The 14,434-nt window shown below is 38.7% G+C and carries 14 protein-coding genes; 8 read left to right on the top strand and 6 right to left on the bottom strand.

Annotated elements, in window-relative coordinates:
• Window positions 1–5 precede the first annotated feature (5 nt).
• From MKX47_RS15505 to pdxS, 3 genes are all read right to left on the bottom strand, one after another.
• Window positions 6–671: a copper amine oxidase N-terminal domain-containing protein gene (locus MKX47_RS15505; protein WP_340775915.1), complete on the bottom strand. Its 666-nt coding sequence runs from the start codon at window positions 669–671 to the stop codon at window positions 6–8.
• Window positions 672–900: 229 nt separating this feature from the next.
• The gene (gene pdxT, locus MKX47_RS15500; RefSeq protein WP_340775914.1) at window positions 901–1,482 is read right to left on the bottom strand and encodes a pyridoxal 5'-phosphate synthase glutaminase subunit PdxT; all 582 of its coding nucleotides are present in this window, start codon (window positions 1,480–1,482) and stop codon (window positions 901–903) included.
• Between the two features lies 1 nt (window position 1,483).
• Complete coding sequence (gene pdxS, locus MKX47_RS15495; protein WP_340775913.1) at window positions 1,484–2,368, bottom strand: pyridoxal 5'-phosphate synthase lyase subunit PdxS; 885 nt, start codon at window positions 2,366–2,368, stop codon at window positions 1,484–1,486.
• A 219-nt stretch (window positions 2,369–2,587) separates the two neighbouring features.
• On the opposite strand from pdxS, the gene MKX47_RS15490 reads away from it, so the two are divergent.
• The 4 genes from MKX47_RS15490 to MKX47_RS15475 all read left to right on the top strand — a co-directional run bounded on the left by MKX47_RS15490 (window position 2,588) and on the right by MKX47_RS15475 (window position 6,800).
• A complete protein-coding gene (locus MKX47_RS15490) occupies window positions 2,588–3,331 on the top strand; it encodes an SDR family NAD(P)-dependent oxidoreductase (RefSeq protein WP_340775912.1) in 744 nt (247 codons plus the stop codon).
• Between the two features lie 73 nt (window positions 3,332–3,404).
• Complete coding sequence (locus MKX47_RS15485; protein WP_340775910.1) at window positions 3,405–3,992, top strand: TetR/AcrR family transcriptional regulator; 588 nt, start codon at window positions 3,405–3,407, stop codon at window positions 3,990–3,992.
• Window positions 3,993–4,270: 278 nt separating this feature from the next.
• Entirely contained in the window at window positions 4,271–6,232 is a 1,962-nt protein-coding gene (locus MKX47_RS15480) for a methyl-accepting chemotaxis protein (protein ID WP_340775906.1), read from the top strand.
• 85 nt (window positions 6,233–6,317) lie between these two features.
• Entirely contained in the window at window positions 6,318–6,800 is a 483-nt protein-coding gene (locus tag MKX47_RS15475; protein WP_340775904.1) for a GNAT family N-acetyltransferase, read from the top strand.
• Between the two features lie 78 nt (window positions 6,801–6,878).
• Here MKX47_RS15475 and MKX47_RS15470 read toward each other — a convergent pair whose 3' ends face one another.
• The gene (locus tag MKX47_RS15470; RefSeq protein WP_340775901.1) at window positions 6,879–7,517 is read right to left on the bottom strand and encodes a LysE family translocator; all 639 of its coding nucleotides are present in this window, start codon (window positions 7,515–7,517) and stop codon (window positions 6,879–6,881) included.
• A gap of 290 nt (window positions 7,518–7,807) precedes the next feature.
• Between MKX47_RS15470 and MKX47_RS15465 the strand changes: the two genes are divergently transcribed.
• Entirely contained in the window at window positions 7,808–8,161 is a 354-nt protein-coding gene (locus tag MKX47_RS15465; RefSeq protein ID WP_340775900.1) for a hypothetical protein, read from the top strand.
• A gap of 311 nt (window positions 8,162–8,472) precedes the next feature.
• Entirely contained in the window at window positions 8,473–9,660 is a 1,188-nt protein-coding gene (locus tag MKX47_RS15460) for an ornithine--oxo-acid transaminase (RefSeq protein WP_340775896.1), read from the top strand.
• A gap of 78 nt (window positions 9,661–9,738) precedes the next feature.
• Here the strand turns inward: MKX47_RS15460 and MKX47_RS15455 are convergent, their stop codons facing one another.
• Complete coding sequence (locus MKX47_RS15455; protein WP_340775893.1) at window positions 9,739–10,344, bottom strand: C40 family peptidase; 606 nt, start codon at window positions 10,342–10,344, stop codon at window positions 9,739–9,741.
• A gap of 349 nt (window positions 10,345–10,693) precedes the next feature.
• Here MKX47_RS15455 and MKX47_RS15450 point away from each other — a divergent pair, with 349 nt between their 5' ends.
• Together MKX47_RS15450 and MKX47_RS15445 are read left to right on the top strand one after the other, a co-directional pair.
• Entirely contained in the window at window positions 10,694–13,198 is a 2,505-nt protein-coding gene (locus tag MKX47_RS15450) for a hypothetical protein (RefSeq protein ID WP_340775890.1), read from the top strand.
• A 76-nt stretch (window positions 13,199–13,274) separates the two neighbouring features.
• Window positions 13,275–13,766 carry an LURP-one-related/scramblase family protein gene (locus tag MKX47_RS15445; RefSeq protein WP_340775888.1) on the top strand — a complete coding sequence of 164 codons (492 nt, stop codon included), beginning with the start codon at window positions 13,275–13,277 and terminating at the stop codon, window positions 13,764–13,766.
• 97 nt (window positions 13,767–13,863) lie between these two features.
• Here MKX47_RS15445 and MKX47_RS15440 read toward each other — a convergent pair whose 3' ends face one another.
• Window positions 13,864–14,391 carry a YceI family protein gene (locus tag MKX47_RS15440; RefSeq protein WP_340775885.1) on the bottom strand — a complete coding sequence of 176 codons (528 nt, stop codon included), beginning with the start codon at window positions 14,389–14,391 and terminating at the stop codon, window positions 13,864–13,866.
• Window positions 14,392–14,434 lie beyond the last annotated feature (43 nt).

The following is a 14,434-nucleotide window of genomic DNA, read 5'->3' as shown; positions in this document are numbered from 1 at the left end:
CCTTCCTAATTGATTAAAGGTAGACATAAAAATACTTGGTCGTTCTCTTGCCACTCAACGATATAGCCTAAGCCATTTGTAATGACACTAATCGGCACATATAGATCTTCATTTAAAGAGAATGAAAATGCAGGTAGCGGTGTTTTAACGTTACTATCAAAAATAACATTTGAATCGGAGCGGAAAATTAGTTCATTTTCTTGATATTGAATATCTAATATTTTGCTTGCTTTATAGAAGGTTGCCTCTGCTCCTAAAAGCTGAGCTACCTCTTTTCCTGGAACAAAGAACTCTCTATTTTTCGGGATCACATAAAAATTCAATTCTTTATTCGTATTTGCTACTTTCATTTTGACTAATTGAGAGGTGTTGAACGGCAACTCCTCTTTTTCCATTACTAAATTTCTTGACCAAATATTCCAAGTACCTTTATCGTATATGACGCCATTCATATTATTGAATGCATCATCATCGTAGTAGTAATCGTCATAGTCGTTATCATCGTCGTCATAGTCATCATAGTCATCATCATCGTGGTCATCATAATAATCATCGTTATCATATTTTTCATACCAATGTTCATTGTCGTCATCAGCTTGGACAATTACTCCTCCTGTGACTGTCCCTGCCAATAGCATCGCGACAAGCATACTGATTTTTATATTCTTCATAGTCATCAATCCTTTCATAGACAATACTGTAACTTTTAAAAATGATAAAAATCTGAAATTGCAATAATTTTTTTAAGAAAAGCTACTTCTAGGTCAGGAAAGCATTATATAATTTGCCACTTTAAAAGAAAAAACTATTTCAATATTAAAATAAGACACTCCCTACTTTAAATTTAATAAAATAGGAAGTGTCTTATATTTTTGTGTATTTTCTTATTGAACAATCAGCCTATCTTTCGCCACGCTGTTCAACCATCGTTAAAAAGTACGCCATCACACGCACGTCCTCAGTCAACTCTGGGTGAAATGAACAGCCCAAGTACTGTCCATCGCGAGCGAGCACAATTCGGCCATCATGCTCGGCTAGTATCTCTACATTTTCTCCAACTGACACGATATGTGGGGCGCGAATGAAGACAGCTGCGACATCTTCGCCGATCCCTTTTGCGTGGAGCTGAACTTCAAAGCTATCCTTTTGTCGTCCAAAAGAGTTGCGCGCTACTGTACAATTCATCAGTCCTAAATGGGGCGCTTCATAGCCGACAACCTCAGCAGCCAATAAAATTAAACCTGCACAAGTACCAAAAATCGGTTTGCCACTTTGACCAAAGTCCCGCAATGGCGCTAGAAAACCATATTGATCGATTAGCTTACGCATCGTCGTACTTTCTCCACCAGGTAGGATTAAGCCGTCAATTTCAGCTAAATCCTCTACATGCTTTACAATAATGGCCTGTGCACCAACTGCTTCAATGGCGTTTACATGCTCACGGACTGCACCCTGTAAAGCAAGGACACCAATCTTTGTCATCTTACCAGCCACGCTCCTGCATCCGATCTGCAGCTGCTAATTTTGAAATTTCAATACCTGTCATTGGTGAACCTAAATCTTTTGAAACGCGTGCGATTAATTCATAATCATGATAATGTGTTGTTGCTTCTACAATGGCGCGTGCAAATTTTTCAGGATTTTCTGATTTGAAAATACCTGAGCCTACGAATACACCGTCAGCTCCAAGCTCCATCATTAGTGCGGCATCCGCAGGCGTTGCTACACCTCCAGCCGCAAAGTTCACAACCGGCAAACGCCCTAAACGCTTAATTTCTAATAATAATTCAAAAGGTGCGCCTAATAGCTTAGCCTCAGTCATGAGCTCATCTACATTCATGCCGACAACACGACGTACTTGCGCATTGACTTTGCGAATATGACGAACTGCCTCGACAATATTTCCTGTGCCAGGCTCTCCTTTTGTACGAAGCATCGAAGCCCCTTCACCAATACGGCGAGCAGCCTCACCTAAATCACGGCAGCCACAGACAAATGGCACAGTGTAATCACTTTTTAATAAGTGGAATTCTTCATCTGCTGGTGTTAATACTTCCGATTCATCGATATAATCTACACCCATCGATTCCAATACACGCGCCTCGGTAATATGTCCGATACGTGCTTTCGCCATCACTGGAATGGAAACAGCTGCCATTACCTCTTCCACAATTTTTAAATCTGCCATACGTGCAACGCCACCAGCTTTACGAATATCTGAAGGCACACGCTCTAATGCCATAACCGCTACTGCTCCGGCTGCCTCTGCGATTTTTGCTTGCTCGGCGTTGACAACATCCATAATCACGCCGCCCTTTTGCATTTCTGCCATCCCTCGTTTTACACGATCAGTACCAATTTGAACCATTTGTAAATACCTCCCAAAGATTGATACGTTTAGTATAATTGAAATTGGTATCTTTAAAAGTACCAATAAACACTTTTTTGAAAAGGTCAGATTATAAGAGCTGCAATTTTGAAATGGAAGGTTATGGTTGTGAATGCTAGAAATATTTGTTATATTTTACTTGTGAATTAATTTACAAAATGTAAATTAAGTTCAATTCGACTAACGGAGGGATTATAGATGAGATTAAAAGATAAAGTAGCTATTATTACTGGGGCAGCAAACGGAATGGGCGCTGCCGAGGCAAAATTATTCGCAAAAGAAGGGGCAAAAGTTGTAGCGACGGATGTCAATGACGAAAAATTACAAGAGCTTGCAAAAGAAATTGAAGCAGCTGGTGGCGAAGTATTAGCAATCAAACAAGACGTTGCATCGGAAGAGCAATGGAAATCTGTTGTCGCACAAACGATTGAAAAGTATGGAAAATTAGATATTTTAGTAAATAATGCGGGTGTCGCAATTAATAAAAGCTTCGCAACGATGGAAATGTCGGAGTGGAATTGGGTTATGGATATTAACCTAAATGGCTGTGTGTTAGGAATGAAATATGCGATTCCTGAAATGCAAAAAGTTGGTGGTGGTTCGGTAATTAATATTTCGTCAATTGGTGGAATTGTAGGTATGGCTGGATCAAGCCCTTATACTGCAGCAAAAGGTGCATTACGTTCATTATCAAAATCTGCTGCTGTGGAATACGGAAAAGATAAAATTCGCGTAAATTCAGTTCACCCAGGAATTATTGTGACACCAATGACCGAGGATACAATGGAAACGGCCATGCCATATTATCAAACATTTACACAGTTACCTTACTTTGGTGAGCCTGAAGATGTGGCACATGGTGTACTATTTTTAGCAAGTGATGAATCACGATTTATGACAGGCGCTGAGCTCGTTATTGATGGTGGTTGGACAGCGCTATAATTTGTTTCGATATTTTAAATCGTCTGTTTTCAATAATGATTCATGCTACTATAGAAATAGTAGGTGATAGAAAATGAAGATAGATCCAAGACGTGTTAAATCAATAGAAAAGCTTCATAATGCGTATTTAAGTTTATTAATTGAGGGACATGAGCAACTTACCATTCAAACGATATGCAATAAAGCAAATGTAACAAGACCAACCTTCTATAAAACATATAAGGATATTCCCGAATTACGCGGCGGTTTGTTGCAAAGCTTGCTAGAAAATTTAAAAGCAGCTCTAGTTATCCAAGATCCAAAGCCAATTGATGTAATTGATAAAGATGAAATGCCAAAGCATTTAATTTTATTATTTAATCATATTCAGAGCAATCATATTGCGTATGAAACCTTATTGATCTATCAACCAGATGCGTTATTTATAGATGGCATTCATGAAATCTTAAAAGAGTTTGTTAAAAACGGGATTTATGTCTCTGAGGCGCATCAATATTTATTGAATGTTCACGAGGAGTTAATCGTCAACTATGTTGTAGGTGGTTTCTTAGAGAGTATTCGCTGGTGGATTAAAGAAAATTATTCGGTTTCAGTAGTTGAAATGGCTGCTACATTAATTGAGCTTTCGGTAAACGGTCCGTATGTGAAACGCTTTCGCTAATTTCACTTGATTTAGCAAGTTCTATAAGGACAATTGAAGTGGATATAGGGTGTTCGAAAATCAGAAATATCTCTGATTTTTCGGGCACCCTTTTTCTTGTCCAAGCGTTTGTAAAATTCAAACTAAATAAAGTTCGCCTAAATATGAACTCTATTCGGCTCCCATAATTTGCACAATCTAATTCAAATTTCCTATAATTCCTGTTATGATGTTTGTTGTGACAAAATTGTGATAATATTGTCAAATAATAATGCGATAAATGACATAGAGGTGAAAGTGTGCGCAAGAAATCAATGAGAGCAAGGCTAATTTTTCTATTATTAGCTGTCTGTATTTTACCAGTTCTCGTAACTGTAACAGTCAATTATTTTGCAACAACGTCAAGTTTTAATTCAATTCAAAATGATGACCAAAAGCAAATGGAACATATTGTGAATACCCAAGTCGAAACAGAAAAAGCACAGCTGCAGGCGATTGCTACATCATTGGCGAAAAATCCAGAAGTGGTCGCTATTTTGCAATCAACAAATCGTGCAACTATTAATGAAAGCATACAGGCGTTGTTTGCCAAACTACAGCATGAGCAGCAACTAGCTGTACTTGAAATAGGCGATGCTCAAGGAATCGTTCATGTGCGCGGTCATAATATAGAGCAGTTTGGTGACGACAAGTCCGAAACATCCGCAATTCAAGAGGCATTAAACGGTAAGGTGATGAGCGGGCTAGAGTATGGGAAAAGTGGACTAGCGATTCGTGCTTTTGCTCCAATTGAAGTGAATGGAATAATTATTGGTACGGTACAAGTTGGGATAAATGATCAATTTATTCAACTCATTCAGGAATTATTACCATTAGTGCAGCTACAATTTTTAAATCCGCAAGAGCTAGAAACATTACTTGCCAAAAGCACGGACATTTCTTTAAAGGAATTATTAAATGGTGACGCTGCACGTGTATTTGATGAAAAGGTACAAGTAATCGAAAGCTACTTGCCATTTTTAGATCCAACAGGAAAAAAAGTGATTGGAGTCATGCTGCTAAAGCAAGATGTTTCAGCCATACAAGCTATCCAATCAGATATGTTTATAACGGGAATCATTGTTTTAGTACTTGCATGCATTATAGCCGTTGTTATTGCAATGATTTATAGTAAATCGTTAACAGCACCCATTGCGAAAACGGCGCATGCACTGCAATGTTTACGAGATGGTGATTTAACCCAAACAATTGAAAAAATAAAGCGCCAAGATGAGATGGGTATGATGATGCAGGACATGAAGGATATGCAGCAGCAGCTTCATAGCACGATACAAGAAGTGTCGCTTGCCTCAGAAACGGTTTCTGCTCAAAGCATGGAATTAAAAGAGGATGTATCAATTACATCATCTAGCTCACAAGCAATCGCACAAGTGATGGAGGATATCTCTTCGGGAACGGAGCGACAAACTTTTGCCATCACAGAAGTTTCAGAAACGGTCAATGATTTTTCCAACCGCTTACAAGAAACTGCGCAACAAAGTACGATTTTACAGGCCTCGTCACAGTCGGTACGTGCGCTATCAGAAAAGGGGGCACAGCTAATGCATGCCTCCTCAGCACAAATGAATGAATTGCAAACCGTTATGAATGATGCAGTCACGAAAATGGCGGCATTAGATGCTCAAGCGAGTAAAATTACAACCTTTGTCTCCATTATTGAAGATGTGGCTAATCAAACGAACTTACTCGCATTAAACGCTTCGATTGAGGCCGCGCGTGCAGGGGAGCATGGTAAAGGCTTTGCGGTAGTGGCAGAAGAAGTACGCAAGCTAGCCTTACAAGTAGAGCAGTCTGTATCAGAAATTACAACACTTGTTTCAACAATTCAGCGTGATTCTACAAATGTAAGTGGTTCGTTGCAAAACGGCTATTTGCAAGTAGAATTCGGGGCGAGCCAGCTAGCGACAACTTCGCATACCTTTAATGAAATCGAACAGGCAGTAGTGACAATTTCCGAGGGAATTGCTGACATGAGGACTAGTTTGGATGCAATGAATAGTGAAAGTCAGGAAATTAATGCAACAGTTCAAGAAATTGCAGCAATTAGCGAAGAAACAACAGCTGCTGTAGAGGAAACGACGAGCACATTAGCAGAATCAAGTGCTTCAATGCAAAATATCGCGATTTCGACCGAGCAGTTAACACAATTAGCCGAGCAATTAAATCGAATTGTGAAGCAGTATAAAGTTCATCGTTCCTAATATTGTAAAATAGTATTTCGTAAAAAACTTGAGAACGATCATTTAGGTAGTACGCGTATTGAAAGTAAATCTTGGAGGGCACAATATGAAGCTTCGTCAAGTAGTAGAAAATGATTTAGAGCGATTAGTTACGATTGAAAATTTGGGATTCAGTATTGAAGAAGCAGCGACACGAGCGGCATTTATTGAACGTATTCAAATGATAGCGGATAGCTTTTTAGTCGTTGAAATCAACGGGAAAGTTGTCGGCTATGTTAATGGCCCTGTTATGGAGCCTTTATATATAACGGATGATTTATTTACCGATGTAAAAGAAAATCCGTTGACTGGTGGTGTGCAAAGTATTTTAGGCTTAGCAGTAGATCCAGCATTTCGAGGACAGGGGCTTGCCAAACAATTATTAGTGGCATTAGAAGACGTTGCGCGTAAGCAACAAAGAAGAGCCATTTCATTGACGTGTAAGGAAGACTTAATCGCTTTTTATGAAGCATGTGGCTATGAAAATCACGGCGTCTCCGATTCGGTGCATGGTGGCGTGCAATGGTTTAATTTAGTGAAAGAATTATAGATTAAAAATAGCAACACCCGCTTGATTCTTTTACAGCAATCGAGCGGGTGTTTTTAATTCGTTACTAAACCTTTTACATTATATATTTCTTTCAAATGCGAGCTTTACGCCTAAGGAAATTAAAATAATGCCGGTCATTTTATTGAATACTGCTTGAACAGTTGGGCGTAAAAACCAAGTTCGAATCATATTAAGTATGTACACGACCAAAACGAGCCAAATGATCGAAATGGCGATAAGTGTCCCCGCCAAGATTAATAGCTGTGGTGTAACGGCTGCCTTTGTATTGATAAACTGAGGCATGAGCGTGACATAAAGAAGCAATGTTTTAGGGTTCATCAAATCCGTAACAATTCCCTGTGTAAAGCAGTGACGATGCGTATTGTCTGGGATTTGAAGGGTGTGATCCTTTGTCAGCAGTGCGCCCATAGACGATTTTTTCGCTAGCAATGCCTGTATACCTAGCCAAATTAAATAAACGGCTCCAGCATATTTAATCAGCATAAATAAAAATGTAGAGCTGGCAACGATTGTAGCTAGGCCAAAAACAGCAAGTATGGTCCATATGCAAAGCGCTAAAATGATACCTAAAGTTGTAAAATGCCCCGCACTTTTTCCGAAGTTGAGTGTATTTTTGGTAACCAATAAAAAATCGACGCCGGGTACAACGACGATTAATGTGGCAATTGTAATAAAGAGCCAAAGATTGTCTATCATAAAACCCACCTCAAAATTAATAAATATGAACAACACTATAACATAGTAGTGAGAGGATAGGAGGTATTTTTGAAATGTTGCGAATATTATAGCGCAAAAGCAAGAAATAATTGTTAGGAATGCGTTTTACTTTTACGAAATAGTAAGTGATTGACAGAATTAATTAGGAATGCAAGTAGGATAAGAATCTAATTTTACGATTGTCGCATTCCAAAGTTATGCAAAGTGTACGAACTATGATACAGTAACTACACAATCGCCAAGCAATTGGCAAATATGGAGGCAATGTGATGACTAATACAGTTGATGATTTTGTAGAATCGTTAGTTGCGGCAACGCTAAATAATGAAGTAAAGTGGAGCGCAGGCACAGAAGCGTTAACTGCTGCAATCGAAGAAGTATATGGCGATGCGGATGCGTTGTATACGTTTTTTGATGAGGAAGCCGGTGCCAATGTTGTGCTTGTAACGTACCAGTATTATGAAGGTGAAGTAGAAGCAGATGAGTTCATAACAGATGGCGCGAGTATTTTACTTGTTGACGCAGATGATTTTGAAATTTTAAATGAAGTTACCGATGAGGATGTAGAAGAGGCAATCATTTTTACAACGTTAATCCAGGCAATTGAAGAGGCAAAGGAATAGTTGAAATGAAGGTAGTCCACCGATTAATTTGGGGGCTACTTTTTTTCATGGAGCAAAGAAAATATTACGAAATGTTTTTTTCGATAGCTTTGTAGAGATGTGACACTTCACGTCAATAGAGTTGAAGCGATTGGTCGGATGATGATAAAAAATAAAACGGCTTGCACACGATTTGTCAGAAAAATGCTACACTAATGATAGTGTGATGAGGGGGCAACTTATTATTTATGTAAGGCCATCAAAAAGGGGTAGAAAAGGATGGGTCTCTCAGAAACCACTCAAAGGGATTGACTGAAAAGGGAGCGATTGACATGAATTCAAAGCAACTTATTGAAAAGACAGAGCAATTCGGTGCAAATAACTATCATCCACTGCCAATTGTCATTGAAAAAGCGCAAGGAGCATGGGTAACGGATCCAGAGGGCAATCAATATTTGGATATGCTTTCAGCGTATTCTGCATTAAATCAAGGGCATCGTCACCCAAAAATTATTCAAGCATTAAAAGACCAAGCCGATTTAGTAACGCTAACGAGTCGTGCATTCCATAGTACTACATTAGGGGTATGGTATGAAAAAGTAGCAAAAATAACAGGCAAGGATATGGTATTACCAATGAATACCGGTGCTGAGGCAGTTGAAACAGCAATTAAGGCTGCGCGACGCTGGGGCTATGAGGTAAAGGGTATTCCGGCAAATGAAGCGAAAATTATCGGCTGTAAGGGCAACTTCCATGGTCGTACAATGGCGGCAATTTCCTTATCATCTGAAGCCGAATACCAACGCGGCTTCGGTCCTTTATTGCCTGGATTTGAATTAATTGAATATGGTAATTTAGACGCATTAAAGCAGGCTATTACACCTTCAACAGCGGCTTTTATTATTGAGCCCATTCAAGGAGAAGCGGGTATTCATGTACCTCCAGCGGGCTTTATTCAAGCGGCGGCAGAGCTTTGTAAGGCGCATAATGTGCTATTTATTGCCGATGAAATTCAAACAGGTTTAGCACGTACAGGGAAAATGTTTGCCTATGAATGGGAAAATATTACGCCGGATGTTTTAATATTAGGAAAAGCATTGGGCGGCGGTGTATTCCCAATTTCTGCAGTCGTTGCAAATCGTGATATTTTAGGGGTTTTTAACCCGGGTTCACATGGTTCAACATTTGGTGGAAATCCACTGGCCTGTGCGGTATCGAGTGCTGCATTAGATGTGATCGAGGAAGAAAATTTAGTTGCTCGTTCATTAGAGCTAGGTGAGTATTTCCAACAGGAACTTCGTAAAATAGACAATCCTGTTATTAAAGAAGTGCGTGGGCGTGGGCTATTTATTGGGGTAGAGCTAAACGAAGCGGCACGTCCCTATTGTGAACAATTAGCTAAGCGAAAATTGCTGTGTAAAGAAACGCATGAGACAGTCATCCGCTTTGCACCCCCTTTAATTATTTCAAAAGAGGATTTAGCGTGGGCAATTGGTGAAATCAAAGCGGTATTTGCATAGAAATATAGAGAAGTCAAAATGAAAAACGCCTTATTTGTGTAGCTTGAACACAGATAGGGCGTTTTTGTATAGGTGATATTAAATGCGGCCATAGCCTGTAAACTTCGATCCCCAATAACCATTGTGGATAGAGGTAATATTAACTTTAGAGCCACTTGCGTTAATCATTTTGCCATTACCAAGGTAAATCCCTACATGGGAAATGCCCTTTTTATAGGTATTGCTAAAGAATACTAAGTCCCCAGCTTTTGGTGAAGATACTTTTTGTGCTTTATTAAAGAAACCAGCAGCAGTTTGGCGTTCAACAGATTTACCTGATTTTGAAAATACATAAGAAATGAAGCCTGAGCAGTCAAAGCCAGATGGTGATGAACCACCAAATACATAAGGTGTCCCTAATTGTTGTTTGGCCACAGAAATCATTTTAGAGCTGTTTGTTGAAGCTGAAGTAGTCTGCTTAGCATTCGAACCAATTTGTAGTGTTTGTCCAACGTTGATGTTAGTTGAGACTAAACTGTTTGCGTTCATGATGGATTGGTAAGATGTCCCGTATTGCTTGGCGATTTTTGATAATGTGTCGCCACTTTTTACGGTATATGTAGCTGCCGAAGCACCAGATACGGATGTAAATAATAAGGATGTACCTAAAGTAAATGCGGCCATTGTTTTAAGAATTTTGTTCATGATGTATGTTAAACCTCGATGTATGTTTTATTTTTGTGCCTGAATTGAACTAACGAGGTTAATCATAGCAAAGTAATATTTCACTTACTTTGCAATAACATTAAAAATAAATGTTATTTTGTAATAATTTCGTAATAAGGTATGGGCTTAAATGATCTAAAAATAAAACGAATTAGAGGTAGGATGCCTATTTATCTAATAAAAAACTTTTAAGTAGTATAAAAGTCCGTAATTTGTCTTTAAATGGACAGTAAATGTCACGGTTATTTTATACAATAAAGATATGGAAAGAATTTCATAGAAAAATAGAGTGGAATTATTACAAAATCAACTTAAGGGAGTTTAAACGATGATGATAATGATGCAGGATGTACTAAAAAAGGAAACTTTACAACAAAATTTAAGCCGTTATACGAAGTTTACACATAAAGATTGGTTTTTAGAGCTTTCCAATTTGGAAATGGCCTTTTTTGAAGAATATATTGATTTGTACCATAACAAGCCACAGGAATTTTTAGAGCTATTAGTAAATCGAAAAAAGCAAATGACCATCTTTCAAAAATTGAGTAAAACGGTAAAGCATAAGGCAAGTAAAAATGAGCAGAGCGAGACCGTAGAGCAATTTTTTGAACAAGTGTCAATGGACCGATTATTTACTGATTTAAGCGCGATCCCACTAGCAGCTCCTTATGAAGTTGACAAAAATGTTGCTCAATTCGTCATTGGTAAAAAGGAAGGCGATGAATTTATCGCATTTGATGCTACGGACTTTTATGATGGCAAGCTGCATTTGATTGTTCAAGAGCAATCTGTTGTCGTAACGGTACAGGCGTTAATTTACTTTATTTTTGTCAATGAAATGCAACACCGCTTTGATGAAGAGCGGATTGTTAGCAGCAAATGCGAATATCCAGAGGCTATTTTTGCAAAAAGCTATGCTGATATTGTGTTAGCAGATAAATTAAAAGACCTCTTCATTTTAAAACAGGCAAATTTTGCTACGTCCATATTAATTGCAGCGGTGACATTCGGAAAAACGATTCGGTTTGTATCAGATGTGTATTGGCTGCCAGCGTTTGAAGAGGCACAAGCGTTTAGAGAAGAATTGCACGATAATTTGATCGAAATTATATCCAAAAGAGAAGAAACGCTGAGCATTTGCAATGAAAATTTTTTAGCAAAGAAAATTGAGAAACTGGAGCAAAAAGAGAAATTACACCTAAAAAAACAAGTAGAGCTCCAACAAAAATGGGAGAAGCAAAAAGAAAAATACGATGAGCAACTTGAAAAAGTACGCGCATTGAAGCATGAACTAAATGCAAAGGATAACGTAAAAGTACAACATTTAGAAGCCGATAAGCAGCTAACAGAGCAAGTAATCGATTTGAAGCAACAAGTAAAAACAGCAAAGGATGATTTGAGAGAGGGCAAAAAAGAACATCAAAAGGAATTGGCTACAACGAACAAAAAGCTAAAGGAGGTAGCGGCAGAAAACGAGCGTCTTGTTGGGAATGTGAGTGTCCTTCAGCAGCAGCTAACGGCTGAAAAACGTGTAAAGCTACAAAATGAGGAGCTAACCTTTGAAAAATGGCTACAAAAAGGACCAGATTTCTTGCATAATATGACGCTTGAGCAAGAGCAGAAGCTGAAAGGCTTTATTGCAATTGCCGAAAATATGATGTGTGAACGTAGTCTAGCACTACCTAAAACCGATTTAGCTACGAATCGTATCGGGTATTGTAAGGTAAAGGAGGAGGGGCATTTCATTAACTTTGGTGATGGTCAGTGGCACGAAATTTTAGACATCCCACAACATATTTATTTAAGTGATGCTCAGTTTGTAGAAGTGACGAAGGATTTCGAATTTGTCCGTCCGTTTCATTATCATTATTCAGAAGGCCCGATGGATCACAGCATTACCCATTTTGTAGCAGTGGAGGAGCGTCATAATCAGGCATTTGCGAAGGTCGATGGCAAAACGACGCAAATCAAATATCGTGACAATGCATTTATTAAGCATGATCAAGTCATTAGTATTAATATGCAGGGGGAGCTCGTAAGCTATTATCAAAGTCGGTCCATACAGTTAGACGATTGGCTACAGTCTATTCATGTAAAGCGCCATGAACCACTCTATGTATTAATGGCGCTAGCAAATGGCTATGTGGTCCGCGGATTAGATGGAAATCAACGCTTTATAGAGCTAGACCAAGATGTATTGGCGCATAGCTTTGTGATTTTAGATGAGCAAGAACATGTTCAATTTGTCGATCAAAGTGGGTTAATGTACAAGCGTTCGACGATGTATAAATATAAGCAGCTTGCCTCGGTTTCAGAAATTGATGAGGACATTTATGTATTGAAGCAAAATCAAGAGTATGTGCAGCTACACGATGTGCCCCATCAGGTAACGATCGATTTAGGGGATATGGTATGGGTAGACGAATCGAATCGCTTCATTAAGTTAATGGAAGTGGCTATGGAAGAACAGTATATGGCCGTAGATACGATTGAGAAAAAATTATTAGATGGCGGGCGTAAAGTAACACGTAAAACACCAAAAGCGCAAGTTGACAAGGATAAGGAGCTACTTATTATTGGCAATATCCGTATTTCGGAGCGCTACAAAAAGTACTTTGGTGAACATGGCTATGAAGTGGAAGTTGTAGACGGGACAGGACCATTCGAAAAAATTCGTCAGGCCTGCTCAAAATACAATACGATTTTGTACTCTACAGCATTTACGAGCCATAAAAATTCAGGAAAAATGAATATTGAAGTGACAAAGCCGTACATTTTATGTGATTCAACGGCACCAAAAGTGATGCACTTTGCTCTAGAATCCGCGGTGTAAAACGTATTTGATTTGAATCTTTCTGATGTTCAATTTCGTATAACAGAAAAGGCCTTTCAAAAAGGAGCGGATATCGATGAAATCATTTTACTTAAAGCAAAAGGTCATGAGCATGCGCGGACGATTTAATGTGTTTGATGATTTACAGCAAGAAGTGTATAAAATCGAAGGTAGCTTTCTACAAATTCCGAAAACGTTTACGATTAGTGATATGCAGCATAATGAAAAGGCACTAATAACGAAAAAGACCTTTAGCTGGTTGCCAACGTTTTATGTTGAAGTAGCGGGTCGGCAAATATTTACGATTAAAAAGGAATTTACATTTTTTAAGGCGAAATATTCGGTTGACGGTGCCGGTATTGAAGTGAACGGCAATTTGTGGGATATGAATTTTGATGTTGTGAAGGATGGCCAAGTGATTGGCAGCGTGACGAAGGAATGGTTGACATGGGGGGACACGTATCAAATTCAAGTGCTAGATGAGGCATGGGAAATGATCGTGATTGCATTAGTTGTAGCGATTGACTGTGTAAAAGCCGACCAAAATGCAGCCGCTGCAAGTGTATAAAAAAAGCATCTCCATGTTTATTATAGTGGAGATGCTTTTTCGTATGCAATTTGTAAGTTGCTAACTATCTCGTTGTTTAGAAAAGCAGTTGCAAATATTACTGTGCTGGGTTTACTTCTAATCCCACATTAATTTTAATATCTTTTCCTACAAGCACGCCACCAGTTTCAAGTGCTTGGTTCCAAGTAAGACCGAACTCTTCACGGTTAATTTTTGCTGAAGCCTCGAAGCCATATACTTCTACCCCCCATGGGTTTTTTCCTTTACCACCAAATTCAACGTCGAATGTTACAGGTTTTGTAATGTCTTTAATCGTTAAATCACCTGTTACTTTGTAGTCATCACCATCTTTTTTTACATTTGTAGAAGTGAATGTGATGTGTGGAAAAACGTCTGTATCAAAGAAGTCTGCTGATTTTAAGTGATTGTCGCGGTCTGTGCTTTTTGTGTTGATGCTTGCAACGTCAAAGGTAAAGTTGATTTTTGCATCCGATAAGTCCGCTGGGTTGGCTACGTCAAGATTTGCCGTGTAGCTATCGAAATGGCCTTTCACTTTTGATACCATCATGTGTTTTACTTCAAAGCCTACAGTTGAATGAGATTGATCGATTGTCCAGTTTGTCATGTTCATTTTCCTCCTAAAGTTATCTCGAAGTCGAGATATTATG

Source organism: Solibacillus sp. FSL R7-0668 (assembly GCF_038006205.1).
Classification (GTDB): domain Bacteria; phylum Bacillota; class Bacilli; order Bacillales_A; family Planococcaceae; genus Solibacillus.
The sequence above is the reverse complement of the archived record's forward strand: the minus strand, read 5'-3'. Positions and strand labels throughout refer to the sequence as shown.

Coding starts and splice junctions, on each gene's coding strand:
- MKX47_RS15505 (WP_340775915.1), bottom strand. CDS start 671: ATGAAGAATATAAAAATCAGTATGCTTGTCGCGATGCTATTGGCAGGG.
- pdxT (WP_340775914.1), bottom strand. CDS start 1,482: ATGACAAAGATTGGTGTCCTTGCTTTACAGGGTGCAGTCCGTGAGCAT.
- pdxS (WP_340775913.1), bottom strand. CDS start 2,368: ATGGTTCAAATTGGTACTGATCGTGTAAAACGAGGGATGGCAGAAATG.
- MKX47_RS15490 (WP_340775912.1), top strand. CDS start 2,588: ATGAGATTAAAAGATAAAGTAGCTATTATTACTGGGGCAGCAAACGGA.
- MKX47_RS15485 (WP_340775910.1), top strand. CDS start 3,405: ATGAAGATAGATCCAAGACGTGTTAAATCAATAGAAAAGCTTCATAAT.
- MKX47_RS15475 (WP_340775904.1), top strand. CDS start 6,318: ATGAAGCTTCGTCAAGTAGTAGAAAATGATTTAGAGCGATTAGTTACG.
- MKX47_RS15470 (WP_340775901.1), bottom strand. CDS start 7,517: ATGATAGACAATCTTTGGCTCTTTATTACAATTGCCACATTAATCGTC.
- MKX47_RS15465 (WP_340775900.1), top strand. CDS start 7,808: ATGACTAATACAGTTGATGATTTTGTAGAATCGTTAGTTGCGGCAACG.
- MKX47_RS15460 (WP_340775896.1), top strand. CDS start 8,473: ATGAATTCAAAGCAACTTATTGAAAAGACAGAGCAATTCGGTGCAAAT.
- MKX47_RS15455 (WP_340775893.1), bottom strand. CDS start 10,344: ATGAACAAAATTCTTAAAACAATGGCCGCATTTACTTTAGGTACATCC.
- MKX47_RS15450 (WP_340775890.1), top strand. CDS start 10,694: ATGATGATAATGATGCAGGATGTACTAAAAAAGGAAACTTTACAACAA.
- MKX47_RS15445 (WP_340775888.1), top strand. CDS start 13,275: ATGAAATCATTTTACTTAAAGCAAAAGGTCATGAGCATGCGCGGACGA.
- MKX47_RS15440 (WP_340775885.1), bottom strand. CDS start 14,391: ATGACAAACTGGACAATCGATCAATCTCATTCAACTGTAGGCTTTGAA.